Annotated in this window: 24 protein-coding genes; 15 read left to right on the top strand and 9 right to left on the bottom strand. The window is 62.4% G+C overall.

The features are described from left to right. A partial coding sequence (locus AC1DB0_RS25175) for an Ig-like domain-containing protein (protein WP_476758768.1) occupies positions 1-6,163 on the top strand: 6,163 nt, incomplete at its 5' end. Between the two features lie 65 nt (positions 6,164-6,228). Further along, positions 6,229-6,735, top strand: coding sequence for a hypothetical protein (locus tag AC1DB0_RS25180; protein ID WP_476758769.1), 507 nt, complete (start codon positions 6,229-6,231; stop codon positions 6,733-6,735). A 29-nt stretch (positions 6,736-6,764) separates the two neighbouring features. Here AC1DB0_RS25180 and AC1DB0_RS25185 read toward each other — a convergent pair whose 3' ends face one another. Further along, the gene (locus AC1DB0_RS25185) at positions 6,765-7,349 is read right to left on the bottom strand and encodes a hypothetical protein (RefSeq protein ID WP_175168497.1); all 585 of its coding nucleotides are present in this window, start codon (positions 7,347-7,349) and stop codon (positions 6,765-6,767) included. Positions 7,350-7,625: 276 nt separating this feature from the next. Next, the gene (locus tag AC1DB0_RS25190) at positions 7,626-8,474 is read right to left on the bottom strand and encodes a class I SAM-dependent methyltransferase (RefSeq protein ID WP_054428054.1); all 849 of its coding nucleotides are present in this window, start codon (positions 8,472-8,474) and stop codon (positions 7,626-7,628) included. 149 nt (positions 8,475-8,623) lie between these two features. Here AC1DB0_RS25190 and AC1DB0_RS25195 point away from each other — a divergent pair, with 149 nt between their 5' ends. Beyond that, positions 8,624-10,651, top strand: coding sequence for a tetratricopeptide repeat protein (locus AC1DB0_RS25195; RefSeq protein WP_476758190.1), 2,028 nt, complete (start codon positions 8,624-8,626; stop codon positions 10,649-10,651). A gap of 73 nt (positions 10,652-10,724) precedes the next feature. Beyond that, entirely contained in the window at positions 10,725-12,509 is a 1,785-nt protein-coding gene (locus AC1DB0_RS25200; RefSeq protein ID WP_476758770.1) for a tetratricopeptide repeat protein, read from the top strand. Between the two features lie 90 nt (positions 12,510-12,599). On the opposite strand, the gene AC1DB0_RS25205 is transcribed toward AC1DB0_RS25200, so the two are convergent. Beyond that, positions 12,600-13,526: a LysR family transcriptional regulator gene (locus AC1DB0_RS25205; RefSeq protein ID WP_054428052.1), complete on the bottom strand. Its 927-nt coding sequence runs from the start codon at positions 13,524-13,526 to the stop codon at positions 12,600-12,602. Positions 13,527-13,667: 141 nt separating this feature from the next. Here AC1DB0_RS25205 and AC1DB0_RS25210 point away from each other — a divergent pair, with 141 nt between their 5' ends. From AC1DB0_RS25210 to AC1DB0_RS25225, 4 genes are all read left to right on the top strand, one after another. Beyond that, positions 13,668-14,867: a pyridoxal phosphate-dependent aminotransferase gene (locus tag AC1DB0_RS25210; protein WP_476758192.1), complete on the top strand. Its 1,200-nt coding sequence runs from the start codon at positions 13,668-13,670 to the stop codon at positions 14,865-14,867. A gap of 35 nt (positions 14,868-14,902) precedes the next feature. Beyond that, entirely contained in the window at positions 14,903-15,889 is a 987-nt protein-coding gene (locus AC1DB0_RS25215; RefSeq protein ID WP_476758193.1) for a Bug family tripartite tricarboxylate transporter substrate binding protein, read from the top strand. Positions 15,890-15,957: 68 nt separating this feature from the next. After that, positions 15,958-16,659: an RraA family protein gene (locus AC1DB0_RS25220; RefSeq protein WP_054428049.1), complete on the top strand. Its 702-nt coding sequence runs from the start codon at positions 15,958-15,960 to the stop codon at positions 16,657-16,659. A gap of 108 nt (positions 16,660-16,767) precedes the next feature. Beyond that, complete coding sequence (locus AC1DB0_RS25225) at positions 16,768-17,148, top strand: GFA family protein (RefSeq protein WP_441372071.1); 381 nt, start codon at positions 16,768-16,770, stop codon at positions 17,146-17,148. A 21-nt stretch (positions 17,149-17,169) separates the two neighbouring features. On the opposite strand, the gene AC1DB0_RS25230 is transcribed toward AC1DB0_RS25225, so the two are convergent. From AC1DB0_RS25230 to AC1DB0_RS25250, 5 genes are all read right to left on the bottom strand, one after another. Then, a complete protein-coding gene (locus AC1DB0_RS25230) occupies positions 17,170-17,652 on the bottom strand; it encodes a cupin domain-containing protein (RefSeq protein WP_054428047.1) in 483 nt (160 codons plus the stop codon). A gap of 19 nt (positions 17,653-17,671) precedes the next feature. After that, positions 17,672-18,001 carry a YciI family protein gene (locus AC1DB0_RS25235; protein WP_476758194.1) on the bottom strand — a complete coding sequence of 110 codons (330 nt, stop codon included), beginning with the start codon at positions 17,999-18,001 and terminating at the stop codon, positions 17,672-17,674. Between the two features lie 73 nt (positions 18,002-18,074). Beyond that, positions 18,075-18,518 carry a DUF695 domain-containing protein gene (locus tag AC1DB0_RS25240; RefSeq protein ID WP_054428045.1) on the bottom strand — a complete coding sequence of 148 codons (444 nt, stop codon included), beginning with the start codon at positions 18,516-18,518 and terminating at the stop codon, positions 18,075-18,077. A 64-nt stretch (positions 18,519-18,582) separates the two neighbouring features. Next, the gene (locus tag AC1DB0_RS25245; protein WP_476758195.1) at positions 18,583-18,966 is read right to left on the bottom strand and encodes a cytochrome c; all 384 of its coding nucleotides are present in this window, start codon (positions 18,964-18,966) and stop codon (positions 18,583-18,585) included. Positions 18,967-19,308: 342 nt separating this feature from the next. Beyond that, positions 19,309-19,809: a hypothetical protein gene (locus AC1DB0_RS25250; RefSeq protein ID WP_346551988.1), complete on the bottom strand. Its 501-nt coding sequence runs from the start codon at positions 19,807-19,809 to the stop codon at positions 19,309-19,311. Positions 19,810-20,037: 228 nt separating this feature from the next. Here AC1DB0_RS25250 and AC1DB0_RS25255 point away from each other — a divergent pair, with 228 nt between their 5' ends. The 7 genes from AC1DB0_RS25255 (at position 20,038) to AC1DB0_RS25285 (ending at position 24,872) form a co-directional block, all read left to right on the top strand. Further along, positions 20,038-20,649, top strand: a complete 612-nt coding sequence (locus AC1DB0_RS25255; protein WP_254600390.1) for a hypothetical protein — start codon at positions 20,038-20,040, stop codon at positions 20,647-20,649. A gap of 177 nt (positions 20,650-20,826) precedes the next feature. Beyond that, positions 20,827-21,078 (top strand): hypothetical protein, encoded by a 252-nt coding sequence (locus tag AC1DB0_RS25260; RefSeq protein WP_454668757.1) that lies wholly within the window; start codon positions 20,827-20,829, stop codon positions 21,076-21,078. A gap of 127 nt (positions 21,079-21,205) precedes the next feature. Then, the gene (locus AC1DB0_RS25265) at positions 21,206-21,616 is read left to right on the top strand and encodes a VOC family protein (RefSeq protein ID WP_476758196.1); all 411 of its coding nucleotides are present in this window, start codon (positions 21,206-21,208) and stop codon (positions 21,614-21,616) included. Between the two features lie 45 nt (positions 21,617-21,661). Next, entirely contained in the window at positions 21,662-22,285 is a 624-nt protein-coding gene (locus tag AC1DB0_RS25270; RefSeq protein WP_476758197.1) for a hypothetical protein, read from the top strand. A gap of 107 nt (positions 22,286-22,392) precedes the next feature. Beyond that, entirely contained in the window at positions 22,393-22,890 is a 498-nt protein-coding gene (locus AC1DB0_RS25275) for a GNAT family N-acetyltransferase (RefSeq protein WP_476758198.1), read from the top strand. A gap of 360 nt (positions 22,891-23,250) precedes the next feature. Beyond that, positions 23,251-24,024: an acid phosphatase gene (locus AC1DB0_RS25280; RefSeq protein ID WP_346551985.1), complete on the top strand. Its 774-nt coding sequence runs from the start codon at positions 23,251-23,253 to the stop codon at positions 24,022-24,024. Positions 24,025-24,155: 131 nt separating this feature from the next. Continuing rightward, positions 24,156-24,872, top strand: coding sequence for a hypothetical protein (locus AC1DB0_RS25285; protein ID WP_476758199.1), 717 nt, complete (start codon positions 24,156-24,158; stop codon positions 24,870-24,872). 131 nt (positions 24,873-25,003) lie between these two features. Here the strand turns inward: AC1DB0_RS25285 and AC1DB0_RS25290 are convergent, their stop codons facing one another. Further along, positions 25,004-26,032 (bottom strand): AraC-like ligand-binding domain-containing protein, encoded by a 1,029-nt coding sequence (locus AC1DB0_RS25290; protein ID WP_476758200.1) that lies wholly within the window; start codon positions 26,030-26,032, stop codon positions 25,004-25,006. Positions 26,033-26,065: the final 33 nt, after the last annotated feature.

A 26,065-nucleotide genomic window follows, 5' to 3' on the forward strand; every position in this document is an offset into this window, starting at 1 on the left:
GACCCTGACGGTCACGATCACCGGCACGAACGACACCCCGACGCTGACCCCGGGCGTGACGCTCGACGATCAAAACAGCAACGACGGCCAAGCCATCACCCCGGTCGACATCTCTGGTCAATTCACGGATGTCGACACCGGCGATGTGCTGACGTACTCGGCAACGGGCCTGCCGCCCGGCCTGACCATCGACCCTGTCACCGRCATCATCACCGGCACGCTGGACCGCTCGGCGTCGCAAGGCGGTACGGATGGTGTCTACTCCGTCACGATTACGGCTACCGACAAGAGCGGTGCTTCGGTCACGCAAGACTTCTCGTGGGACGTCAAGAACCCGGCACCGACCGCTGTCAACGACGAAGGCGATACGGAGCAGGGCGCATCGTTGTCGGTTGACGCCGCGAACGGCGTACTGACCAACGACACCGATCCGGACGGCGACACGCTGACGGTCTCGCAAGTGAACGGCAATGCGGCCAACGTCGGCACCGCCATCACCGGTTCCAACGGCGGCACGTTCACGTTGAACGCCGACGGCTCCTACACGTTCAACCCGGGTTCCGCGTTCAACTCGCTGGGCGTTGATCAAACTGCAACGTCGTCGATCACCTACACCGTTTCCGACGGTGAAGGCGGCACGTCGACCGCGACCCTGACGGTCACGATCACCGGCACCAACGACACCCCGACGCTGACCCCGGGCGTGACGCTCGACGATCAAAACAGCAACGACGGCCAAGCCATCACCCCGGTCGATATCTCTGGTCAATTCACGGATGTCGACACCGGCGATGTGCTGACCTACTCGGCAACCGGCCTGCCGCCGGGCCTGACCATCGACCCGGCTACCGGCATCATCACCGGCACGCTGGACCGCTCGGCCTCGCAAGGCGGTACTGACGGCGTGTACACCGTCACCATCACCGCGACCGACAAGGCTGGCGCCTCGGTCACGCAAGACTTCTCGTGGGACGTGAAGAACCCGGCACCGACTGCCGTCAATGACGAAGGCGATACCGATCAAGGTGCATCGCTGAACGTTGACGCCGCCAACGGCGTACTCACGAACGACACCGATCCTGACGGCGACAATCTGACGGTCTCGCAAGTGAACGGCAACGCCGCGAATGTCGGCACGGCCATCACCGGCTCCAACGGCGGCACGTTCACGCTGAACGCTGACGGTTCCTACACGTTCAACCCGGGTTCGACGTTTAACTCGCTGGGCGTTGATCAAACCGCAACGTCGTCGATCACCTACACCGTTTCCGACGGTGAAGGCGGCACGTCGACCGCGACCCTGACGGTCACGATCACCGGCACGAACGACACCCCGACGCTGACCCCGGGCGTGACGCTCGACGATCAAAACAGCAACGACGGCCAAGCCATCACCCCGGTCGACATCTCCGGGCAATTCACGGATGTCGACACCGGCGATGTGCTGACGTACTCGGCAACGGGCCTGCCGCCCGGCCTGTCGATTGATCCTGCCACTGGCATCATTACCGGCACGCTGGACCGCTCGGCCTCGCAAGGTGGTACGGACGGCGTCTACACCGTCACCATCACCGCGACCGACAAGGCTGGCGCCTCGGTCACGCAAGACTTCTCGTGGGACGTGAAGAACCCGGCACCGACTGCCGTCAATGACGAAGGCGATACCGACCAAGGTGCATCGCTGAACGTTGACGCAGCCAATGGCGTGTTGACCAACGACACCGATCCGGACGGCGACACGCTGACCGTCTCGCAAGTGAACGGCAACGCTGCCAACGTCGGCACGGCTATCGTCGGCTCCAACGGCGGCACGTTCACGTTGAACGCTGACGGCTCCTATACGTTCAACCCGGGTTCCGCGTTCAACTCGCTGGGCCTTGATCAAACTGCAACATCTTCGATCACCTACACCGTTTCCGACGGTGAAGGCGGCACCTCGACGGCAACGCTGACCGTCACGATCACCGGCACGAACGACACGCCGACGCTGACCCCGGGCGTGACGCTCGACGACCAGAACAGCAACGACGGCCAGGCCATCACCCCGGTCGACATCTCCGGCCAGTTCACTGACGTGGACACCGGCGACGTGCTGACGTACTCCGCCACGGGCCTGCCGCCCGGCCTGACGATCGACCCGGCTACCGGCATCATCACCGGCACGCTGGACCGCTCGGCGTCGCAAGGTGGTACCGACGGCGTCTACACCGTCACCATCACCGCGACCGACAAGGCTGGCGCTTCGGTTACGCAAGACTTCTCGTGGGACGTGAAGAACCCGGCACCGACCGCGGTCAACGACGAAGGCGATACGGAGCAGGGTGCTTCGCTGAACGTTGACGCCGCTAATGGCGTATTGACCAACGACACCGATCCGGACGGCGACACGCTGACCGTCTCGCAAGTCAACGGCAACGCCGCGAATGTCGGCACGGCCATTACGGGTTCCAACGGCGGCACGTTCACGCTGAACGCCGACGGCTCCTACACGTTCAACCCGGGTTCGACATTCAACTCGCTGGGCGTTGATCAAACCGCGACGTCGTCCATCACCTACACCGTCTCCGACGGCGAAGGCGGCACGTCGACCGCGACCCTGACGGTCACGATCACCGGCACGAACGACACCCCCACGCTGACCCCGGGCGTGACGCTCGACGACCAGAACAGCAACGACGGCCAGGCCATCACCCCGGTCGACATCTCCGGCCAGTTCACGGATGTCGACACCGGCGACGTGCTGACCTACTCGGCAACCGGCCTGCCGCCCGGCCTGACCATCGACCCGGCTACCGGCATCATCACCGGCACGCTGGACCGTTCGGCGTCGCAAGGCGGTACGGACGGTGTCTACACCGTCACCATCACCGCGACCGACAAGGCTGGCGCCTCGGTTACGCAAGACTTCTCGTGGGACGTCAAGAACCCGGCTCCGACGGCGCTTGATGACGAAGGCAATACCAAGCAAAGCGCCACCCTGTCGGTTGACGCCGACCATGGCGTGCTGGTCAACGACACCGACCCGGACGGCGACACGCTGACGGTCTCGCAAGTCAACGGCAACGCGGCAAATGTCGGCACGGCCATCGCCGGTTCCAACGGCGGCACGTTCACGCTGAACGCTGACGGCTCCTACTCGTTCAACCCCGGCAGCGCCTTCCAGAATTTGGCGAACGGCGCGACGGCGACGACGTCGATTACCTACACCGTGTCGGACGGTGAGGGCGGCACGTCGTCGGCCACGTTGACGGTGACGGTCACGGGCACCAACACGGGTCCCACGTCCACCGCAATCGCCAACCAGAACGGCGAAGATTCGCAAACGGTCGTCAGCGTGGATGTGTCGAGCCACTTCAACGACGCCGACCTGGCGACGGGCGACAAGCTGACGTTCACCGCCACCGGCCTGCCGGCGGGGCTGAGCATCGAGCCGGAAACCGGCGTCATCAGCGGCAAGATCGACCATTCGGCGTCCCAGTTTGGCGGCACCGGCGTGCATACGATCACTGTGACGGCGACGGACTCGGCGGGCGCATCGACCGAGCAAACGTTCAAGTGGAACATCACCAACCCGGCGCCTGAAGCCGTGAATGATCAGGCCAATACGGACGAAGACACGTCCATCCAGGTCACCGATGTGACCAAGGGCGTGCTGGCCAACGACGTGGACCCGGACGGCGACGCGCTGCACGTGTCGGCGGTGGGCGGCGATGGGAACAAGGTGGGCCAGGCGGTTGCCGGCCTGCAAGGCGGCACGTTCATCATCTACGCCGATGGCACGTATTCCTTCGACCCGGGCGCTGACTTCCAGTCCCTGCCGGAAGGCCAGTCTGGCCAGACCTCGGTCTGGTACACCGTGTCCGATGGCGAGGGCGGCACCAGCCAGGCCTTGCTGACGGTCACCGTCATGGGCAAGAACGACGCGGCGACGATCACTGGATCGGGCGCCGACACCGTGTACGAAGACTCTGCCGTCTTCGCCAGCGGCAAGCTGACCGTGTCTGACCCTGACGCCAACCAGAGCTTCATGCAGGCGCAGTCCGGCGTGCCGGGTCTGTATGGCACGTTCACGGTGGACGCGAACGGCAACTGGACGTACCAGCTGAACAACGCGCTGGCCGCCGTGCAAAACCTGAAGGCCGGCCAAACGCTGTCGGAAAGCTTCAGTGTGGCGTCGCAAGACGGCACCGCGTCCAGCCCGGTCACGGTCACCATCGTTGGCACGAACGACGCCCCGGTCTCGGGCGATGCATCGGCGCACGTCAACATCAGCAGCAGCTACGTGTTGAAGGTTGGCGACTTCCCGTTCAACGACGGCGTCGAGAACGACAGCTTCCAAAGCGTCGTCATCACCCGCACGCCGGGCGCAGGCGAGGGCACGCTGACGTTCAACGGCCAGCCGGTTACCGCCGGCCAGGTCATCACCGTGGCGGATATCCAGTCGGGCAAGCTTGTCTTCACGGCGGGCAGCAATGGCGGCGATTCGTCGTTTGGCTTCTCGGTGCGTGATGCGGGCGGCACGGAACACGGCGGCAAGGACACCTCGGCCGAGCACACGTTCACGTTGTCGACCGACAAGCTGGTCTTGGGCAACAACAACGGCAACACGGATTTGAACGGCGGTGGTGGCAACGACATCATCGTTGGCGACCGCGGCGGTTCCGTGACGGCGGTGGAGCCCGGCAAGAACTACAACATCTCGTTGATTGTCGACGTGTCCGGCAGCATGAAGGACAAGATCGGCAACACCAACATGACGCGTATCGACTTGCTGAAGGCGTCGTTGACGTCGCTGGCCAACCAGTTGGCCCAGCACGACGGCATTGTCAACGTGCGCCTGATTCCGTTCGCGGACACGGCCAAGACGGGTGTCACGATCAACAACCTGAGCGCATCCAACGTCAAGCAACTGCTTGACGCCATCGACGCCCTGAGCGCCAGCGGGAATACGAACTACGAAGACGCCTTCAACAAGGCGGTCAGCTGGTTCAACTCGCAGGTGAACGGCGGCAAGGACGCAGCGCACAACTATCAGAACCTGACCTTCTTCCTGACGGATGGCGATCCCACCCGCTATGGCAGCAATGGCCAGTCGGGCAACATGAAGGAAGTGCTGCAGAGTTCCATCGACGCGGCCAAGCCGCTGGTGGACGGCTCTGGCGTGCTGGTGGGCGGCAACAAGGTGGTCATGTACGGTATTGGCATGGGTGCGGGCGTCAATAGCGACTACCTGCGCTTCTTTGACAACACCAATGCCACCGGCACCGGTTCGCAAGGGGTCGAGGTGAGCAGCGGTTGCAGCACCTCTACGCAGTACGTGACCGGCACGGTGGGCCAGCCGCAGATCGTCAACAACGCCAACGAACTGAATGCGGCGCTGCAAGGCGGCCATTCGTCGACGGAGCTGGCCGCGGTGGGCAGCGACACGATTCACGGTGGCGACGGCAACGACATCATGTTCGGTGACACCATCAACACGGATCACCTGTCATGGGCCGGCCACGCTCAAGGCACGCACGACGGCCAGGGCTGGCAGGGGCTGGTGGATTACCTGACGGCGCAGAAGGGCGGCGTGGCGCCGACCACGGCGGATCTGTTCTCGTACTTGCAGCAGAACCATGCTGAATTCGATAAAGCCAACGACACGCGCGGCGGCGACGACTTCCTGTATGGCGGCAAGGGTGACGACATCCTCTACGGCCAGGGTGGCAATGACTACCTGAACGGCGGCGAGGGCAACGACATTCTTTACGGCGGCACGGGCAACGACGTCCTGGTCGGCGGCAAGGGTAACGACATCCTGGTGGGCGGTTCCGGTAGCGATACCTTCAAGTGGGAACTCAACGACCAGGGTACGTCGGCAGCGCCTGCCGTTGACCGCATCAAGGACTTCTCCAACGCCACCATCGCCAATCAGGGCGACGTGCTGGACTTGCGTGATCTCTTGCAGGGCGAGCACACGGGCACCTTGTCGCAGTTCCTGGAGTTCAAGAAGCAGGGCAACGATACGGTGATCAACGTCAGCACCAACGGCGATTTGCAGCACAACGTGAACCAGAAGATCGTGCTGGAGAACGTGGACTTGACCAACAACGGGGCGCTGTCCAGCGCGCAGGTCATCAACGACTTGCTGACCAAGGGTAAACTGATCGTCGATCAATAAGCCTGCCCTTTCCCCCCACGCGATCCGGCCCAGCGGGCCGGATCGCTGCTATTTGAATTCATCCCATGCCCAAGCATTTTTTCGAGCGTGAACAGCTGCTGACCTGGTTCAAGGGGAACGCGGCTGCGGCGGACTACGTCGACATGGTGTGCCGCATCRCGCACTTGTGGGACGACCTGATCGACCGCGACAAGGACGTTCCTGATGACGACATCAACCACGGTTTCTTTGAAGCGCTGATACGGCTGCCGCGCAATACCTTCTACCGTGCGCACTTCGACCACCTGAACGCGGTGCTGATCAATGCCGTGTCGAATTGGCAGATCGCCACCAAGCTTGAACGCGAGGGGGGCAATTACGAGAAGAGCATCGCCTTTGTGTTGCGGTCGTCGTATGCCGACCTGATCACGCAATCGGCGCTGATCATCGGCGGCGAGAAGTGGGCGTGCCAGGTCGGTGAAGAAGTGCGCAAGGCGACGCACGGTGAAACCTACGAGGGCTACATCAAGAACCTGGCCCAGGAAGCCGCAGACCGCAGCAAGCAAAAGCTGGCGCGGCAAGCCAAGAGCTGATTGCCGAGGCCAGCCGGGTCAGGTTGCCGTCATTCACGTGGCGGCGCGTCGTTGCGCAGCGGGTGGATGGCCAGCGGATCAAAGCGCCAGTAATGGTCATACTGATCCGCGCAGCGCACGACGGTGTAGACGGGGTTGTCGGTGTAATGCCGGGGTCCGCCGCGCACCGTGCGCAAGCCTAATTCCCCGCCGCAAATCGGGCAATCGCCGCCAAGCTGCGTGATGAACACGTCACCTGACTCATTGGCTTCCAGGCAGGTGCTGCGCCACACACGGCCAAAGCGCACGCGGCGCAGGTCGTTGGCCGGTTTGAAGACCAGGCCAAAGACAAACAGCAGCGCAAACCAGAAATACCCCGAGCCTTGCCCCCACGCGTTGATGAAACCCAGCACCGCCAGCAAGCAGGCGGCAAGGCTCGGCCAATATAGCCAGTCGACCTTGACCTGGCGCCCTCGGATGACAAAGGGCTTGATGTCCACCCGGGTGAGATAAGGCGTGGACTGCGCCTTGTCGGTTTCTTCGCTGCGGCCAAACTGGCGTGCAAGCGAGGCGCCGCACTGGCCGCAATAACGATCTTCGCGCTCGCAGCCCGATCCGCACTTCATGCAAAGCATTCATTGACTCCAGAAATTGCAGTCTGACAGCATAAACGAAGGGCAAAACTCCCCCTGGCCGCTTCCCGCAGCCCAGGCGTATGATTTCAGGCTGAGGATCAGTCCCGGCCTGGCGCTGGGTGCTTAGCCCGCGCGCCAGTTTTGCATGTCACTGCTTCGCATTGCTCGCTCCGCTTGCCGCGCGGAGGGGCGTGGAGGCGTCGCGCCATGGACCATCTACCGCTTGCTGCCTACCCGGATTTCCCTGGCAGTGACGGCGCCGGGATTGCATCCCGATCACCGGCGGGTGATCACGATTTCCAGGTATTCACTGGGCACCACCATACCGGCGTCGCCAGAGCGATTGAACCGGTCTATCTGCGCTATGAGATCGCTTTCCAGAGCCGCTTGCCCGGCAGGGTCCAGCGCGGAAAACGCCTTGAGAAGCGGCCCGTAATAGGTTTTGAACACTTGCAGCCAATGCGCTGGCGAGCGGTAACGGAAGACGAAATGGCGCGGTTCCGCCTGGATTGCCGAAGCGTGCGCGCCGAACATCTCGTCGATGCGCGCCCGGGTACCCCACAGCGCGGGCGATTTTGCCCCGGCCGGCGGAGGCAAATATTTTCCAATGGTCTTGAAGATCTGGCCGATGAAGCCTTCCGGCGTCCAATTGGCCATGCCGATCTTGCCGCCTGCGCGGCACACGCGGATGAGTTCGGCGGCTGCCTTGTCCTGGTCGGCCGTGAACATCACGCCGAAGGTGGACATGACGGCGTCAAAGCTGGCTGGCGCAAAGGGCAGGGCTTCGGCATCGGCCTCCTGGAATTCGATTTTCAGCCGTTCGGCGGCGGCGCGCTCGCGGGCGCGGCTGAGCAATGCGGGGACATAGTCGGTGGCGACGACCTCGCACCACCGACGTGCGGCGGCCAGCGAGGCGTTGCCGTTACCCGCTGCGACATCAAGGACTTTTTGCCCGGCGCGGACATCAAGCGATTCGCAGAGTTGTTCGCCGACGATCTGAAGCGTGGTGCCGACAACGGCGTAGTCGCCGGACGACCAGGTGGCTTGCTGGCGGGCCTTCAGGGCGGCAAGGTCGGGCGGCGCGGGAGTCTGCGCTTGAGGGGCTGCGGTGGCGGAAATGGACATGGTCTGTCTCCATTAAGACGGGGGAAATGCGCTGGCGGGCATTGCCGGCGCGGCGTGGATGCACAGGCAGGGACGGAAGGGTTTCCGCACTTCCTGCGACCCGACCTCAACCGTAAGTCAGGCGCGTGGAGGCGAGCGTGGTAGCGGGCGTGGAATCTGCCGCAGCCGGGAATTCGGGTTTGCCCGAAGAGGCTGGCGCCATTCGTATTCGAATGCTGGGGGCCATGACGATCAGCCGGGCGGGCGCCACCGTGGCATTGCCGCCGTCACGCAAGTTACGTGCGCTGATCGCGTATCTTGCGCTTGCCCCGCACGCGGTCTCGCGCGCGCATCTGTGCGAGTTGCTTTGGGACATTCCGAATGACCCGCGCGGTGAACTTCGCTGGTGTCTCAGCAAGGCGCGAGCGTTGCTAGACGGGCCGGGCCTGCGCCGTGTCCAAGCCTTCCAAGAGACGCTGAGCCTCGACCTGCACGATTGCCAGGTCGATGCTGTCGAGGTTGAACAGGCAATGCAGCAGGGCATCAGCAGCGTAGGCGGCGAGCGGTTGCAAGCGCTCGCCGCGTTGTTCGCAGGCGATTTTCTGGACGGCCTGCAACTCAAATCCTGTCCCATGTTTGACAGTTGGCTGGTGGCGCAACGGCGCCGGTTCAGAGCCTGCCAGACGGCGATTATGGAACACCTGGCCGCGACGTTGCCGGCCGGTTCCGAAGCACGCTATGGCTGCCTGGACCAGTGGTTGCGGCTGGCGCCCTTCGACCGGCGTGCGCACGCATTGATGCTGCAATCACTGAACGACCGCGGGCAATTTCGCGAAGGCGATGAGCACCTGGCCGCCGCGATTCGCGCGTTTGAAGACGAGGGGCTGGATTGGCATCCCTTGCGGGATGCGTGGCGGCAACTGCGGCAGGCGCCGGCCGATCCGCCTGAAGCGGGGGCAAGGACCGGAGAGGCAGCGCTTGGCGCGCCATCGGAAGGGGGCAGGGAGCGGACCGGGCGTGCGTCGATTGCGGTCATGCCATTCACGGACGCGTCGGCGCGCAGCGGGGTGCGGGGCGGGCTGGGGGACGGCTTGGCTTACGACATCATCACCCGGCTGGCGAAGCTGCGCAGCCTGTTCATCATTGCGCAGGGAACCGTCTTCGCGCTGGACCAGCGCAGCGTGGGCCCAGAGGAGGCCGGCCGCACGCTGAATGTGGACTTCGTGGTCAGCGGTTCGTTGCGCCGGCACGCCAAGCGGATCATCGTGGACGTGGCCCTGGTTGAGTCGCGCACCGCGCGCATCGTGTGGGCGGAAACCTTCGACCACGCGATCGATGACGCCTTCGTGGCGCTGGATGAAATCGGCAACCGGATTGTCGCGTCGATCGACATCGAGATTGAATCTACCGAACGCAACCGGGCCATTCTCACGCCACCGAATTCGTTGGACGCGTGGTCGGCCCATCATCGCGGCCTGTGGCACATGTATCGCTTTAACCAAGCGGACAATTTGCAGGCACGGCACTTCTTCGAGATGGCGGTGCGGTTGGACCCCACCTATTCGCGGGCGTACGCGGGTCTGTCGTTCACGCATTGGCAGGACGCGTTCCAGCGGTGGGGCGAACAGAAACCGTCGATGGACCTGGCGCAACAAGCCGCGAGCCAGAGCCTGGCGGCCGACGACCGGGACCCCGCGGCGCATTGGGCGATGGGGCGGGCACTGTGGCTACGCGGCAACCAGGAATCGTCGCTGGCGGAATTGCAGCGCGCCGTGGACCTCAGCCCGAATTTTGCGCTGGGCCACTACACGTTGGGGTTCGTCCATTGCCAGTCAGGCGATGCGCAGGCCGCGATCGGTTCGGCCGACCATTCACGCCATCTGAGCCCCTTCGACCCCTTGATGTTCGGCATGCTGGCCGTGCGCGCATTGGCGCTGGTCCGGTTGGGGCGGATCGAGGAAGCCGCCGACTGGGCGGTCAAGGCGGCGATGCGTCCTAACGCCCATGTCCACATCCTGGCGATTGCCGCCTATTGCCTGGCCATTGCGGACCGAGTGGACGAGGCGCGCGGCTTTCTGGCGTTGATCCGCAAGTCGCATCCCGCCTACCGCGTCGGCGATTTCCTGGCGGCATTTCACCTGACCGACGACGCGCAAGCCTTGTTCAGGAAAGGGGCGCGGCGAATCGGGGTGGAGTGATGTCCGCCACAGGCCAGCTGCGAGGATAATGTCTGCTTTCTGACGTTTGCATACCCTTCGTGGAACGGATCGCTTGGGCAACAACCATTCTCCCGCCACTCCTGCGCTGACCGTCTCAACCGCGTTGACCCAGGCCTACGCGCATTGGCACGCCGGCCAGGCCGCGCATGCCGAACAGCTTTGCCTGCGGGTGCTGGAGACCGTGCCCGATCAGCCCGGCGCGCGTCATCTGCTGGGCCTGATAGCGCATGCCTACGGACACCAAGACATGGCGATCGAGCACCTTCGCGCCGCGTGCCGGTCGCCGCTTGCGCCCGCCATGTACCACAGCAATCTGGCGGAAATGTGCCGCCAGAAGGGCTGGCTGGGCGACGCGGAAAGCGCGGCCCGGCGTGCGGTGGCATTGGAACCCCAACTGGCCGAAGGCTGGAACAACCTGGGCATCATCCTGCAAGAGGCGGGGCAACTGGCCGCCAGCCTGGAATGCTTGCAGCGCGTGGCGGTGTTGTTGCCCGACAGCCCGGAAACGCATAACAACCTGGGCAACACCTGCCTGCTGCTGGGCGATACCGCACAGGCGCTTTTGCACTATGGGCGCGCGCTGGCGTTGAACCCCGATCACGCGCAAACGCTGTGTAATCAATCACTTGCCTTGAGCAACCAAGGCCGTCATGACGAGGCCCTGTCCGCAATCCGCCGCGCCATCGCCATCGACCCTTTGACCCCGCTTGCTCACCAGAACCTGGCACGCATTGAACAAGCACGCGCCGCCAAGGGTGCGGCTGGGGCGGGAGAAGTGAGCGCCACGGCGGCCACTGCCCACGCGGTAAGTGTGCAGGCGCATGCGCTTCGTACACAGGGCCACGTTGACGAGGCGCGCAAGCTCCTGGAACGCGCGGTGCGCGATACGCCCAGTGATACGAGCCTGCGCTTCGACCTGGCCGAGCTGTTGCTGCTGCAAGGCGACTTCGATGCGGGGTGGCGGGAATACCGTTTCCGTTACCGGATGGCGCATACCGCGATGCAGGCGCGCCATGTGCAGAAACCGCGTTGGGAAGGGCAACCCATCGCGGGCCAGACCTTGCTGATCCATGACGAGCAAGGGTTCGGCGACACCTTTCAGTTCTTGCGGCTGGTAGCGTGGGCGCGCGAGCGCAGCGGGGCGCGCATCATTCTCGACGTCAATGCCGACTGCCACGCCTTGGCCGAACGCAGCGGCGGTTTTGACCAGATCATTCGTGCCGGCACGATACCGCCGCCGTTCGACGTCCATTGCGAACTGATGAGCCTGCCGATGGCGCTGGGGTTGCGACTGGGCGACTTGCCGGTTCGCACGTCGTACCTGCACGCCGATCCGCAGCGCGTCGAGCAATGGCGCAAACGTCTGGCGCACCTGCCGCGGCCGTGGGTCGGGCTGGTGTGGGCGGGGCGGCCCAGCCATCCGAACGACGCGCAGCGGTCGTTGGCGCTGGCCGATCTGGCGCCCCTCGCGCAAGCGGGCGTGAGCTTCATCGGGCTGCAAAAGGGCGCCGCCGCCGACCCAGCCGCCACGCCGCCGGCGGGCATGACGATGCTGTCGCTGGGCCATGACCTCGGCAGCTTCGACGACACCGCCGCGCTCATCACGCTGCTTGATGTGCTGGTGTCGGTGGATTCATCTCCCGCGCATCTGGCCGGCGCGCTGGGCTGCCCGGTCTGGGTCCTGCTGCCGTTTGCGCCTGACTGGCGCTGGCTGCTGGGCCGCAACGACTCGCCGTGGTATCCGTCGATGCGGCTATTTCGCCAACCCGCCCCGGGGCAGTGGGGGCCGGTGCTTACGGATGTGGCTGCGGCGTTGTCAGCGCTGGCGCCGCGATAAGCGCCAGTCCCGCGCAGAAAGCCACGTGGGCAGGCGTGTATCAGCCGGATCGGACGGTCGGGGTAGGCGGACTGAGCATGGGCTGCGCTGCTAAGTAACGGCAACGCCACTGGCCGGCACGTTGCGGCGGCGGGAAAAGTCGCAGACTTCGGCGGCGCGCCGGGCGATGTATTCGTTGCGGCCGTCCAGCGTGCCTTGGTGGAAAACGGCGTTGTAGACCATCGGCGGGGGCATGGGAACGCTGTGCACAATTCTCAGCAGGCCCGCATCCAGCTCCGGCCGGAAATACGCCGGGCATAGCTGGCTGATCCCGAAGCCGTCGATGGTCAATTCCCCCAGCACTGCCAGGCTGTTGCTGGCGAAGACGCGGTTGAACCGAAAGCCGTGTTCTTCCAGCCAGGGCCGGTAAAACAGGCTCTTGCTGGAATCGTGGGACTGTTCCAGAAAGGGGTAAAGCGCGAAATCCGCCGGCTTCAAGGCGCCTTGCGGCACGCCCAGCGCAGGGCTGGCCATCCAGACGTTTTCAACGACGCCTACCGGCACCAGTTGAAACTCTTCGCCCCAGTACGTGCCTGGCACAATCGCCAGGTCCAGCTCATGTTGACGCAGTTGGTCGATCAGTTGCAGGCCGGGCGCCACGCTGGGCTCCAAGGTCAAGCCGGGGCTTTCCTTGACCACGGTGCTGATCAACAGCCCCAGCCAGCTGAGCGCCGTCAGTTCGGTCACGCCAATACGGACCCTGCCTTCCAGCGGCGCCGCGCCGCCCGCGGCTTCTGCCATGCGCAAGCGCAGGCGCAGCGCCTCTTCGGCCATGGGAAAAATGCGTTCGCCATCGGGGGTCAGCACAATGCCCGTTACGCCGCGGTGGAGCAGGCGCTTGCCCAATTCGGCTTCAAGGTCGCTTACGCGCTTGGAGATGGCGGATTGCGTCGCGTGCAACGTCGTTGCGGCGGCGCTCAGGCTGCCCAGCTTGGCGCTGTGATAGAACGCCTCGAGTTGTTTGAAGGTTGGATTCATTGCGACGGATGGCCTGGGTTCCGTGATGACCTGGAAGCCCATGCCAATCTGGAATGACGGGGTATGCCGATTACTCGCTACCCCTTGGAAACCGATCGTATCCATAATCGATCCACTGTTCAATAGACTCCTGGATCACCCATGCAAACCGCCGCAAGACTTCAGCGTATCAAGCCTTCTCCCAGTTCAATGGCGGGCCAGCATGCCCGCATGCTGCGCGCGCAGGGCAGGGACATCGTGAGCCTGACGTCGGGTGAACCGGATTTTGATACGCCCGCACATATCCGGGATGCCGCTTATCGCGCCATGAACGACGGTCAAACGCGCTACACCGATGTGGGCGGCACCGCGGTGTTACGCGAAGCCATCCGCGCCAAGTTCGCCCGCGACAACGGGCTGGACTATGGCCTGGATGAAATCATCGTCAGCACCGGGGCCAAGCAGATCATTTTCAACGCCATCATGGCTACCGTCGATACCGGCGACGAAGTGATCGTGCCGGCGCCGTACTGGGTGTCCTATCCCGACATCACCTTGCTGGCCAACGGCACGCCCGTGATCGTCAACACGCGCTCGGAAAACGGATTCCGTTTGCAGGCGGAAGAGCTCGAACGTGCCATCACGCCTCGCACGCGGTGGCTGATTCTGAATGGCCCGAACAATCCCAGCGGCGCCAATTTCACGAAGGCCGACCTGCAAGCGCTGGCGGATGTCTTGCGCAAGCACCCGCACGTCTGGATCTTGACCGACGACATCTACGAACACCTGCTGTACGACGGCCGCGTGTTCTACACGCTGGCGCAAGTGGCGCCCGACCTGAAGGACCGCACGCTGACGTTGAATGGCGTGTCGAAGGCCTACGCCATGACCGGATGGCGTATCGGTTATGCCGGCGCGCCGGTGGCGTTGATCAAGGCGATGACGAAGCTGCAATCGCAAAGCACGTCCAACCCTAGTTCGGTGAGCCAGGCGGCCGCGTTGGCGGCCTTGACCGGTCCGCAAGACTTCGTGGCGCAAAGCCGCGAACGCTTTCAGGCGCGGCGCGATCAGATCGTGCAGGCCTTGAACGCCATTGACGGCATCCAGTGCGCCAGCCCGGAAGGCGCGTTCTACGTCTTCCCGCAGTGTTCGGACCTGTTCGGCGCGACCTTGCCCGATGGCAGCAAATTGCAAAACAGCGAGCAATGGGTGCTGCATCTGCTGAACGCGCAGAACCTGGCGGTGCTGCAAGGCTCGGCCTATGGCGTGGACACCCATTTCCGAATTTCATTTGCCGCCAGCGACGCCGTGCTGGAGGAAGGTTGCCGTCGTATCGCGCAGGCACGGGCGCAGTTGGCCTGACCTGCCGCACTTTAAAAAATCACAAGGGGAAAATCATGATTAAAAAACACGTTCTGAAGCGGGGCATCACCCAAACCGTTGCCGTTGCCGTTGCGTTGATTGCGTGCGCGCCGCTGGCGCACGCCGCGGATTACCCGAACAAGCCCGTGCGCTTGATCGTCGGCTTTGCGCCGGGCGGCTCCAACGACATCATCGCGCGCTTGCTGGCGCCCAAGCTGGAAGCGGTGTTGAAGCAGTCGGTCGTGGTCGAGAACCGCCCCGGCGCAGCAGGCAACATCGCGGCGGACGCGGCCATCAAGGCGGCCGCCGACGGGCACACAGTGTTCATGTGTACGACGGGCACGTTGTCCATCCAACCGTTCCTGCCGCAACGCATGCCGTTTGACGTCGATACCATCACCCCCGTCACGCAGATTGGCAACACGCCTTATCTGATGCTGGTCAGCAAGGATCTGCCGGTGTCGACGGTCAGTGAATTCTTGGAGTACGCGCGCGAGAACCCCGGCAAGGTCAACTACGCGTCGTCCGGCAACGGCACCACCGCGCACCTGGCGGGCGAAATGCTGCGCGCCAACGCCAAGATCGACATCGTGCACGTGCCGTACAAAGGCGCGGGCCAGGCCATGGTCGACTTGAACAGCGGGCGCGTATCGCTGATGTTCGACCAGGCAGTCAGCTCGCTGTCGTACATCCAATCGGGTTCGTTGAAAGCGCTGGCGGTCGCGAATAGCCATCGCCTGCCGGGCTTGCCGAATCTGCCGACCACCGACGAAGCCGGCTTGAAGGACTTCAACCCCACACCGTGGACCGGACTGTGCGCGGGCCCGGGCATTCCGCCCGAGGCCGTGAAAGCCTTGCAACAGGCCACCGCGCAAGCCTTGGCCGACCCCGAAATACGCGAACGTTTTCAGCGTGACGGCATTGAACCGGTGGGCAGCACACCCGAGGAATTCGCCGCATTCCTGAAGGCCGACCGCGCCAAGTGGGGCGGCCTGGTCAAAAACGCGGATGTGCAGCTCTGATCATCAGGTCTGCATTTGCCCTGCATTTGCTCCGCATTGACCTTATTGCCACCAGGAATGCTTCGACCATGAGTTCTCCGTCTTCAGCCATTCAATGGCCGGCGGGTTACAGCATCAACCCGCGCCAGCAGGGCGCGGATGCTGACACCATCGCCGCTTTTTCTTCACTGCCCGTCGCCGCCATCGGCGACGCCATGAGCCGCCACATCGGTGCGATCGGACTACGCCAATACCACGCGGATCTGACCACCGTGCTCTGCGGCAACGCCTTCACGGTGCGCGTGCGGCCGGGCGACAACCTGATGATTCACAAAGCGCTCACCATGGTGCAGCCCGGCGACGTGCTGGTTATCGACGGTGGTGGGGATCTGACCCAGGCGCTGGTCGGCGGGCTGATGCGCACCACCTGCATCGCGCAAGGCTTGGCCGGCCTGGTCATCGACGGCGCCGTCCGCGACGTGGTGGAGTGGGCCGAGGGCGGCATGCCGCTCTTTGCCAAAGGCCACACGCATCGCGGTCCCACCAAGGAGGGCCCGGGCGACATCAACGTGCCTATCGCGTGCGCGGGCTTGCATGTGGCGCCGGGGGACGTGATTGTTGGCGACGCGGATGGCGTCATCGCCATTCCCGCCGCACAAGCCCGCGACATCTTGCAGCGCACGCATCGTCATCTGGAAAAAGAGGCAAGGATTCGTGAAGAAAACCGTTCGGGTACGTCCGACCCGGAACGGTTCGATTCGATTCTGCGGGCGAAGGGTTTGCCGGTTTGAGGAATTAGGTGTCAGACTGCAATTCTCGAACGATATTGCAGTCTGACACCTAATTTAAGGGCTGGCGCCCAGCGCATCCCCGGCGTTTTGAACAGGAGATCATCGCTTATGCAGACCTATCAAGGATCATGTCATTGCGGCGCGTGCCGCTTTGAAGTCGACATGGATCTGGACCACGTCCGAAGCTGTAACTGTTCGATCTGTAAGCGGCGCGGTGCGCTGATTCACCGCGTTCCGAAATCTGCGTTGCGCCTGTTCACGCCGCTGGAAGCGTTGAGCGTTTACGCGTGGCACTCGAAGACGGCAAAGGATTATTTTTGCCCGCACTGCGGCATCTTGCCGTTCCGGATACCCAGCGATCCCACGCCCGAAGAGCGCGCCGAAGGCAAACTGCCATTCGTGGGATGGGCGGTCAACGTCCGTTGCCTGGAAGGCGTGCAGCTGGAAAATATTCCTGTCGTCACCATCAACGGCGCGGCGCTGAGCTAGGCGTTGGGCGGGTTCGTGCCCTTAGTCCGGCTTGCCGTCATGGTCGCCCAGCGGTCTGGCAGGCCAGTCCACCCAGCGGTTCTTGCGAGTCCGTTCGTAGCCTTCGTTCAGCGGAAAGCGAACCCGATTGTCAGCGCGCGTTGGTTCACCCACCACCATTAAGCGCACGTCGTCCTGCGTATTGTTGATGAAGGTGTGGCAGATGCCGGTGCCTGCGGGAAACGCTACCGAATCGCCTTCGGCCAGGGGATGCAGCACGCCGTCAATCCAGACATCGGGCGTGCCGTCCAGCACGTAGACATATTCCTGCTCGGTGCTTTCAGCGTGCGGATACGACGTGCGTCTGCCAGGCAGCAGCCTGACGTGATGGATGCCGATACGTGTAATGCCCAGGGCGGCTGAAAGCGGTGCGTCCAGCGCCATGGGCTCGGTATCGCCCTGATAGGTCTGCGCATCCGTGGCTTCGAGTTCAGTCCAATGCTTGATGAAATGCGGCCGGCTCATCGGCTGTTCTCCTTTATCGCTATGGCTGTTCCAGCGGCCACACCTCAACAACGCCGTGTGCGACCGCGCATGGGGTGCGCGACACCATGTCAATTGCCTCGTCCAGATTGGCGGCCTCGATGATGGCAAAGCCTGCCACGGGCAAGGGCGATGTCATATACGGGCCGTTCGTCGTTTCGACCTGAGCGGTCTCAGGGTTACGGACCTGCACAGGCGCGCCCGCAATGCCCATCAAGACGCCGCGCCGTTGCAGCGCGGCGTCGTGCGCGTGGGCGGCATCGCGCAGCGTTGCCGGCGTGCGGTCGTAACCGGCTTGATCTCCGTATCCTATCGTCAAGAATTTGGGCATTGGGGGGCTCCTGACATCAGGCGTCTTCGTCCGCGCCTGGGTGTGGGGCGCGGGAAGGCCGCGCCAACCGTCTTCAATGAACCTGGTCTGAACCTTCAGGCTGCAACTGAGCCAAGCCATTCCACTCGGGGTCCTTGAACACGCGCAGTTGTAGCGGGTAGACGGGATGCCCCGCCAGACACGCATTGAACGCGTCCATGAAAGCGTCGACGTCATGGGTGTAGAAGCGCCACTCCTTCAGATGGTTGCCCGTCAGGCAAACCACCTGTACGCCAACATCGGAGTTCTCGAAGGCTTGCTCGATGGCCTCTTCAACGCGATTGGTGCTCGCCTTGTCTTCGTCATTGGGCATGCCGGACTCGATGCCCGTATACGGCCAGGAGATAATGATCAGGTTTTCGTTTGCCTGACGAACCGTCACCGGCGGAAGCCCGGTACGAAAACGAACAATGACCGACAGACCGTTGATGCGGGTTTCTCCCACCGCCCACAGATCCCCTGGAAAAATGCTGCTCATTAAATCAATTCCTCTGTAAAAGCCGAACCCACGGGTTCGGCGGCCGTTAAGTCTATCTTCAAATTCACCGGCTTTTGGCAATTACACTGCTCATGTACTGGTTCAAATCCCGAAAATCCCGGACCGTCCAGGTGTGCGGCGGGATCTTGACACCATTCTCTCGCAACGTTCTCGGGATCAGGTCTCCGTTGGGACGCAGAATCACCGACGACACAATCACGCCCGGATAATCATTGAGCCTTTTCTTAAAGGCCGCGGTCGTCAGGTCGGGGGTGGGAGGATTGCTTTTCTTGGCCAATGGCCCCGTACCTTTGATGTCCGCACCGTGGCACATGGCGCAGCGCTGCGTGAAGAGATTTTTTCCATTGATATTCTGAGCGACGGACAGGGGTGCTTGAGTCAGCAGCACAGCGCCCAACGAAGCCACGCACAAGGCTCTTACTTTCATTTTGTGTTGTTGTAGGAATTAAATAACGTGTTGGAGAGAAACCCGGGGAGCACACCCGGGAGAAAACTCGGAAGCACACCTGGAAGCGCACCTGGAAGAACATCTGGAAGCAAACGCGGGACAACTCCCGGAAGCAAACGCGGGAAGCGGCCGGCGCGCCGGGGGCGGTCAAGGCAGGGCAGAGCCACGCTATCACCGGCAACCTCCACAGCGAAAAATGGGAGCCGCTGGCTCCCACTGACTGCGCGCGGGGGCGTGCGTGGTGTCATGGCATGTGCGCTTCTGCCCAGACAACTTGCGACAGGCGGAGCGTCGACAAGTCGCTTGCGCCGCGCCTAAGGGTCAGCCGTGCTTGCCGAAGCCGCCGCTGGCCCACTCTGATGCGCGCTGCACGGTCAGCTTGTACGTCGGCGCAACCTGGGTTTGCGCCAGCTGTTCACCCAATTCATCGTAGGCGCTAAGCACGGCATAGGGCTCGTCTTCGTCGGGAACGATATCCAGCTTGATGGTCAGGCGGCCCGCGGCAGCGTCGATCTTCACGCTCTTGTGCAACGTCGCGTGCAATTGCTGTTCGTGGCGGCGCAGCACTTCGTTGGCGGTTTTGACCAGGGTCGAAAAGGCGGAAGAATCGAGCGGCTTGGGGTTCTTTTTGTCACGCCCCATGGTCCAAGGCCCGACCAGCGCCGGTTCGGCTTGCCCGTCCAGCGTCATTTCCACGGCCCAGCCGTCGTCGTCTTCGTTCTTGATGACGCGCGCGGTCCAGCCGTCATCGCGCCACAGCCTGGGCTCTTGTTCCTTTCTGTCTTCGGCGATGTCGGTGTCCGGTGTGTGGGTGTCATTCACTGCTGGTCTACTCCTGAATTCATTTGCTCGCAGCCTTGCCGCTGCGGCGCCATCAGCACTGTAGCCGAATGGTCGCGGGTCGCGCTTGCTGGCGGCCATGGGCGGCCATGGGTGGCCATGGGTGGCCGGCTTATCGAAGGATGAATGGTTAAATCGATAAATATTGTTGCATTTTATTGGGGACGGTATAAAGCGGCCTGCGGATAATCCCGGCACCATTTGCAAAGGATGTTTATTTTGAAGTTGAAAGCCGCTCTCCTGATTTCCGCACTCAATGCCTTGGCGCTTGCCCCCGCGCACGCAGCAGCCCCACGGTCGGTCGATGCCCGGACCTTCGATATCGCCGGGGTCAAGACGGGCATGGACTATGACGAGGCGGTTGCCGCCGCCGCCAAGAATTTCAATGTCAGCAAGAGCGAAATCAAAGCGGGATACGCAACGGTAGACCCCGTCACGAACACGAAGACGCCGAAAGATTTCAGCTATAGGAAGGACGGCGTCGAGCTGGTCGTTCACTTCGAACCGCGTGTGCCCGTCGATAAGCAACGGCCGCTGGTGGTGTCGCAGATCAACTACGAAATGCCGTGGACCCCGGCCAACAAAGACGCCATGGCGCAGGCGGTGGTGCAGAAGTACGGAAGGCAGTCGAACTACCCGAACGACCTGAGTTTGGAATGGTGCACCAAGCCGAGCTCGAATCCGGGAATGGGCTGCTCGACCGATATGACCCAAGCCGTTTTGAAGTACTCCGGCGTGACGGTCCATCTCTATGATCCGGCGTGGACCAACGCGCGGATGGAATTCATGAATCAATCGAACGCCAGGAAGCCCAGCTTTTGATTCGGCGGCAGCGCAAACTGCAAATGCCCGAAGCGCAGTGGGCGGCAGTTGCCGGGCAACGGTCACATTGATGGGCGCAAACCGCTGACGCCGGCCCCCTACAGCGAGTAAGGTACGCGGTATAGGCCTTGATTGCCCGGCACTTCGGCCTGTGCCGCCAGCGGGAAGCAGAACATCATGAGAATTTTTCGTTTAGCACTGCGGTCAGTCCTGGCCGCAGTGGCGTGCGCGTCAATTGCCGCCTGCGCGAATAATCCACCCCAGCAAACCGATATGGAATATCGGACCCGGTCATCTGAAAAGGCAAAGCCTGCGGCCAGCGCCCCGGGTTCCTCGGGCCAACGCTTGACCATACAGTCCGGCGAGGGGGAAAAGTTGAATCTTCCGTGGTTCATCCAGGACACCCAGAACTGGATCAACAGCAACTGACCGCGGACCGCTACGCAATGCAATAGCCGTGCGCGCGCCGCGTCGTGCTGTTGCGCGCATCTGAAAAAATGTCAGCGATCCATTTTTGTTTACGGGATGGCTGTCTGACACACCCCAGGGAACCATCATGTCGGTATTTCAGATCAAGCATTTGGATCATGTCGTCCTCAGGGTTCGGGACATGGAGCGCAGCGTGGACTTTTATACGAACGTCCTGGGTTGCTCGATCAGAAAGAAGAACGAAAAGTTAGCGATGATCCACTTGGGCGCGGGCGGGTCCATGATTGATCTGGTGAATGTGCAAGGCCCCCTGGGCGCCGCGGGCGGGCAAGCCCCTGGCAAAGAGGGGCACAATGTCGACCACTTCTGTCTGCGCGTCGATCCGTTCGATGAAACGGCCATTCTCAAGCATCTGCAGGCGTTCGGCGTTGCGGCGGACAAGGCCGTGATGCGATACGGCGCAGAAGGCGAAGGGCTGTCGATCTATTGCCTGGACCCAGACGGAAACCAAATCGAACTGAAAGGGCCGGCGATCTAGCGCGCATCCCTTTTTCAACCCAGCCCGTTTTTGCCCAGCCAGACCATGACGCTTCTGAACGAATTGCCCCCGCCCGATGCGCTGCTCATCAAGTCAAAGGCGCTTGCCATTCTGGACGCCATCTATTGCCAAGATTGGACCATGCGTTATTTCAGTCATAACGCCAGATGGGCCGATGATCAGCAGATGAGCTCGATGCGCAACGGTGAGGGCGATGATTACTTCGTCATTCACGCGCCCTATGGTTGCGCCGTCAAAGGCTGTTTTTCGGATAGCAGGGCGGCGGCAGGCGGCGCTTTTCTTGACAGCGTGGCGCAGAAAATTCCCTCGCGCTTTGCTGAATTCATGGCCGAACCCGCGTTCTCCATGGAGCAAGCGACCTTCGTGCTGTGGTTCGATGATGACGCGGCGGGTTGGCGTGCCGTGTCGTCGCGCGATGCCGACGAAGGCGGCCAAGCGGCGCTGCTCAAGTGGCTTTGCAATGGGCCGGAGCTTTACCGGTCTTGGGCGCAGGAGTACTACGAGGTGGACGTAGACCCGACATTGGTGAGTCATGCGTTCAACCACCAAGTGCTATCAATCGGCGCCATCGAATCGCTAGGCATTCCGATTGACCGCGACGCCCTTATCGCTGACTTCGAAGAGATCGGCTATCCCTGGGTTGCCTAGTGCGAGGAGGGATCGGGGCCGTTTGGGAAGTCGGGCAATCAGACTGCATTTTCTGAAGTCGGGCAATCAGACTGCATTTTCTAAGAAGTAGGGCAGTCACGGAGATATTGCAGTCTGACTGCTTATTTCTGCACAATCACCATCTTTCATTCAATGCTCTGGAAACCATGAACGTACAACGTCCCGGCAAGCTGGAAGTCAGACGGTTAGCGCCGCTTGAATGGCGTGATGCCTATCCGGTTATTGCGCAGCTTCGAACGCTTGATGAAGCGGAATTTCTGGCCCGCGTTCGCCGGCAATCGCATTCAGGTTACGAGCTGGCCGCCGCCTTTCTGGATGGAAAGATGATCGGTGTGCTGGGCATGAGACCCGTCCACACCTTGGCGCGCGGCGCGCACCTGCATGTGGACGACCTTGTTGTGGACGCGGCGGTGCGAGGCAGTGGGGCGGGCCGATCGTTGTTGGAATTTGCGGAAAACGATGCGCGTGCGCGGGGCATGACGGCCGTGTTCCTGGATGCACGACCGGATGCAGTGCCGTTCTATGAACGAGCGGATTACCGGCTGCATCCCGCCCCATCAATGAAGAAGGTGCTGGAGGCCTGACGGGGGCATACGCTGTGCTTGCTTTCTGGAAGTGCAGTCTGAATGCAATTTGCTTTAGTCCTGCAGTCTGACTGCAATTTATCCTCCGTATCGCCTAGTCGCGCAGGTGATGAAACTCCGCGTCTGACGCACTTCGCCACGCCGCGTCTCATTATTCCTATCGATCTGTCTCATCTGCCCGGCGATTACCGCTTGTCCTAAAGGCACCGGTGTAAATTCGCCAACGGTTTCACATCGAAGACGGCTTGCAACGTTCAAGCGTCCGCACGTGAAGCGTTCAGAACTCAGATGGACAGTGAAGATCGTATGCTTTTAAAGACTCGCGGTAAGGCAGCCAGCGTTTTCCTTGTTGTGCTTGGCATGACCCATGCGATGTCGTACGCGGCGGGCAATGCCGATGGCCCTGCGGTCACCGATCCGCACTTTGAACTGGCGCCTGGCTATATCCCTAAAGATCGCTTGCCCAATAGCCTTGAGCTGCTCGGGCCGCCGCCTGCTGCCGCCAGCGCCGCATACGCGCGCGATGAAGAGGCAAGGGCTGCAACGGTGCCATTGCGGGGTTCCGCGCGCGCCACGCAGGCGCGTCTGGATGCTGATTTGCAGTTTCCGCAACCTGCCAAGAATTTTTCGTGCGCGATGGGTGTCGATATCACCGAGGCGCAAACTCCGCACCTGTATCGCTTGATGCAGAAGGTGCTGACCGATGCCGGGCTGTCTACTTACGGCGTCAAGAACACCTATAACCGCGTGCGCCCGTTCGTGGTCCACAACGAAGGGACGTGTTTCCCCGAGCAAGAGTCTTTGCTGCGCACGGATGGTTCCTACCCGTCGGGCCATACGGCGGCAGGGTGGGCGTGGGCGCTGATCCTGGCTGAAATCAATCCTGATCGCGCCAACGCGCTCTTGCGGCGCGGCCTGGAGTTTGGACAAAGCCGAGTCGTCTGCAACGCGCATTGGCAAAGTGATGTGGATGCCGGCCGCACGATGGGCGCGGCAACCGTGGCCCTATTGCAAAACTACGCCGAGTTTCGTGCGGATGTGGACGCGGCGCGTCAGGAAGTGCAGGCAGCCAAGGCAAAGCCGCAGGCAGTGGGGCTGGACTGCGGGGCAGAGGCACTGGCGCTTAAGCCATAGCGATTGCGCCGCCCGTTCTCTTGCCCAGTTCTACGACGCCGCATCTTCGAGTATTCATGAAACGCTTTTCTGCTTCGCTGGTTTTTTCTTGCCTGCTGTTTACCGCAAGCCACTCGGCCTGGGCCGACAACATGCTGCCGGTCAGCCCTCTTTTGAAGAACGAAGGCGGCAGTTCCGATGCTTGGAGTGTGAGTGTCAGCCCCTATATTTGGGCGTCCGGCATCCGAGGCAAGGTGGGGCAGTTCGGGCAGCCGCCGGCCAGGCTCAATTCCAGTTTCAGCGACGTCATGAGCGAGCTGGACCTGGCCTTCATGGGCGCGGTCGAAGCGCGCCACGGGCGCTTCAGCCTGTTGGGCGACGTGATGTACAGTCAGCTGTCCGCCGACGGCAGTACGGATTACGGCATTCTGAGCCGCAGCGTCGAGGTCAAGTCGAAGTCATTCTCTGGCTTTTTTGGCGCGGGATACACCGTGCTGGAAAGCGATAACGGGCATCTTGACGTCATCGGCGGCGGACGGCTCTGGTACGCCAGCACGGAAATCGCCTTGAAGGGCGGGGCGCTTGGCGGAAGAAGCCGAACCGACAGCGCAACCTGGGTGGATGCTGTGGCCGGATTGCGCGGGCAATACGCCTTGAACGAGCACTGGTATCTGACCGGCTGGGGCGTTGTCGGCGCAGGGCAAGCCAAGCTTGACTGGGACGCCACGGCGGCGCTTGGCTATCAGTTCAAGTCCAACCTGTCGGCGATGCTCGGTTACCGCGCGCTTGGCGTCAATTTCAATCGCAACGGCTTTGTGTACAACGTCATCCAGCAGGGTCCGATTCTAGGATTCGCTTACCGGTTCTGACACGTCCGGCCGACACGCTCGGCTGACACGCCCGGTCGACACGCTCGGCCGACACGCTCGGCCGACACACCCGGCCGACACACCCGGCCGACACACCCGGCCCATCATGGCGCCCGTGCCGTTCGCTCTGTTTACGCCGCCCGCAACCCCGGGCGGTGCGCGGCAAAATGCCGGGATAGCACATCGTTGCTGTCCACCGGCGGCGAGACGTTTCGGGCCCATTCACTGGCGTCTTCGGGCGCTACGCCAAAGCGTGCCACGAACGCCTTGCGAAAGCGTTGCACATCACGAATGCCGAAATCCGCGGCGATCTGGCTGACAGGGCGCGGTGCGCTCCTTGGGTCGACAAGGCGGGCGTAAGCGGCGTCAAGGCGCCGATTCTTGATGGCATGGGTGACGCCGCCAAGGTCCGAAAAGATGCGATAAAGATGGGCCCGTGACACCCTGAATCGCTGCATGAGCAGATCCGGGCCCAGCGCGGGATCAGAGAGATGATCATCAATATAGGCAAGCGCACGCGCGCGCAGCGCCTGGCCCAACACGGATTTCGGCTCGTCTTGCATGGGCGCGGCGTCTGACAGACCCGCTGACAGCAGGGTGACCAGCGCGTCTTGCACCGCGACGTCTTCGCTTGCGGAAAGTTGCCCCGCCACCGCGTGAAAACCGCACAGGTAATCCACCAGCAGGCGCGTCATTGGATGACCGGCCTGAAGTACGAACCCGTGAAGGTCGCGCTGGCCCAGCAGCTTGTCGATGCCGGCGCGTGGAATGGTCATGGCCAATCGTTCGCCGGCATCCACCTTGCATTCGTAAGGCCGGGCCAGATCAATGATGCATATGCCGCCCTGAGCCGCCATGACGTTGCGGCGGTCGAAGTCGCCGTGGATGGTGCCGGCGGTCAAGACATGGACCAGATAGTGATCGAGCCCGCTGCGGGCAATGGTGGGCTTGTCGCGTTTGTAGCGTTGCGCGTTGAAGGTGGTTGAACCCAGCGTCAAGCCGCCAAGATGACGCAGCCGCATGCTGCCTTCCAGCGTGGCCGTGCCGTCCGTCGAAGCGGGGGAGGTCTCGCAAAAGGGCCGCGTGACCTCGCGCCAGTATTCGTCACGCAAGGCAGGCTCGATTGCGTCGGTGGAAATGAACGTTTCTGGGCAGCTCATGGTGACGTCTTACCTTGCTTCGCGTGGTGTGCA

It is taken from the genome of Achromobacter sp. 10T422 (assembly GCF_056394065.1).

What these genes read in the sequence shown, in the direction of transcription:
- AC1DB0_RS25185 (WP_175168497.1), bottom strand. Translation starts at nt 7,349, where the DNA reads ATGCTTTGCATGAAGTGCGGATCGGGCTGCGAGCGCGAAGATCGTTAT.
- AC1DB0_RS25190 (WP_054428054.1), bottom strand. Translation starts at nt 8,474, where the DNA reads ATGTCCATTTCCGCCACCGCAGCCCCTCAAGCGCAGACTCCCGCGCCG.
- AC1DB0_RS25205 (WP_054428052.1), bottom strand. Translation starts at nt 13,526, where the DNA reads ATGAATCCAACCTTCAAACAACTCGAGGCGTTCTATCACAGCGCCAAG.
- AC1DB0_RS25210 (WP_476758192.1), top strand. Translation starts at nt 13,668, where the DNA reads ATGCAAACCGCCGCAAGACTTCAGCGTATCAAGCCTTCTCCCAGTTCA.
- AC1DB0_RS25215 (WP_476758193.1), top strand. Translation starts at nt 14,903, where the DNA reads ATGATTAAAAAACACGTTCTGAAGCGGGGCATCACCCAAACCGTTGCC.
- AC1DB0_RS25220 (WP_054428049.1), top strand. Translation starts at nt 15,958, where the DNA reads ATGAGTTCTCCGTCTTCAGCCATTCAATGGCCGGCGGGTTACAGCATC.
- AC1DB0_RS25225 (WP_441372071.1), top strand. Translation starts at nt 16,768, where the DNA reads ATGCAGACCTATCAAGGATCATGTCATTGCGGCGCGTGCCGCTTTGAA.
- AC1DB0_RS25230 (WP_054428047.1), bottom strand. Translation starts at nt 17,652, where the DNA reads ATGAGCCGGCCGCATTTCATCAAGCATTGGACTGAACTCGAAGCCACG.
- AC1DB0_RS25235 (WP_476758194.1), bottom strand. Translation starts at nt 18,001, where the DNA reads ATGCCCAAATTCTTGACGATAGGATACGGAGATCAAGCCGGTTACGAC.
- AC1DB0_RS25240 (WP_054428045.1), bottom strand. Translation starts at nt 18,518, where the DNA reads ATGAGCAGCATTTTTCCAGGGGATCTGTGGGCGGTGGGAGAAACCCGC.
- AC1DB0_RS25245 (WP_476758195.1), bottom strand. Translation starts at nt 18,966, where the DNA reads ATGAAAGTAAGAGCCTTGTGCGTGGCTTCGTTGGGCGCTGTGCTGCTG.
- AC1DB0_RS25255 (WP_254600390.1), top strand. Translation starts at nt 20,038, where the DNA reads ATGTTTATTTTGAAGTTGAAAGCCGCTCTCCTGATTTCCGCACTCAAT.
- AC1DB0_RS25260 (WP_454668757.1), top strand. Translation starts at nt 20,827, where the DNA reads ATGAGAATTTTTCGTTTAGCACTGCGGTCAGTCCTGGCCGCAGTGGCG.
- AC1DB0_RS25265 (WP_476758196.1), top strand. Translation starts at nt 21,206, where the DNA reads ATGTCGGTATTTCAGATCAAGCATTTGGATCATGTCGTCCTCAGGGTT.
- AC1DB0_RS25270 (WP_476758197.1), top strand. Translation starts at nt 21,662, where the DNA reads ATGACGCTTCTGAACGAATTGCCCCCGCCCGATGCGCTGCTCATCAAG.
- AC1DB0_RS25280 (WP_346551985.1), top strand. Translation starts at nt 23,251, where the DNA reads ATGACCCATGCGATGTCGTACGCGGCGGGCAATGCCGATGGCCCTGCG.
- AC1DB0_RS25285 (WP_476758199.1), top strand. Translation starts at nt 24,156, where the DNA reads ATGCTGCCGGTCAGCCCTCTTTTGAAGAACGAAGGCGGCAGTTCCGAT.
- AC1DB0_RS25290 (WP_476758200.1), bottom strand. Translation starts at nt 26,032, where the DNA reads ATGAGCTGCCCAGAAACGTTCATTTCCACCGACGCAATCGAGCCTGCC.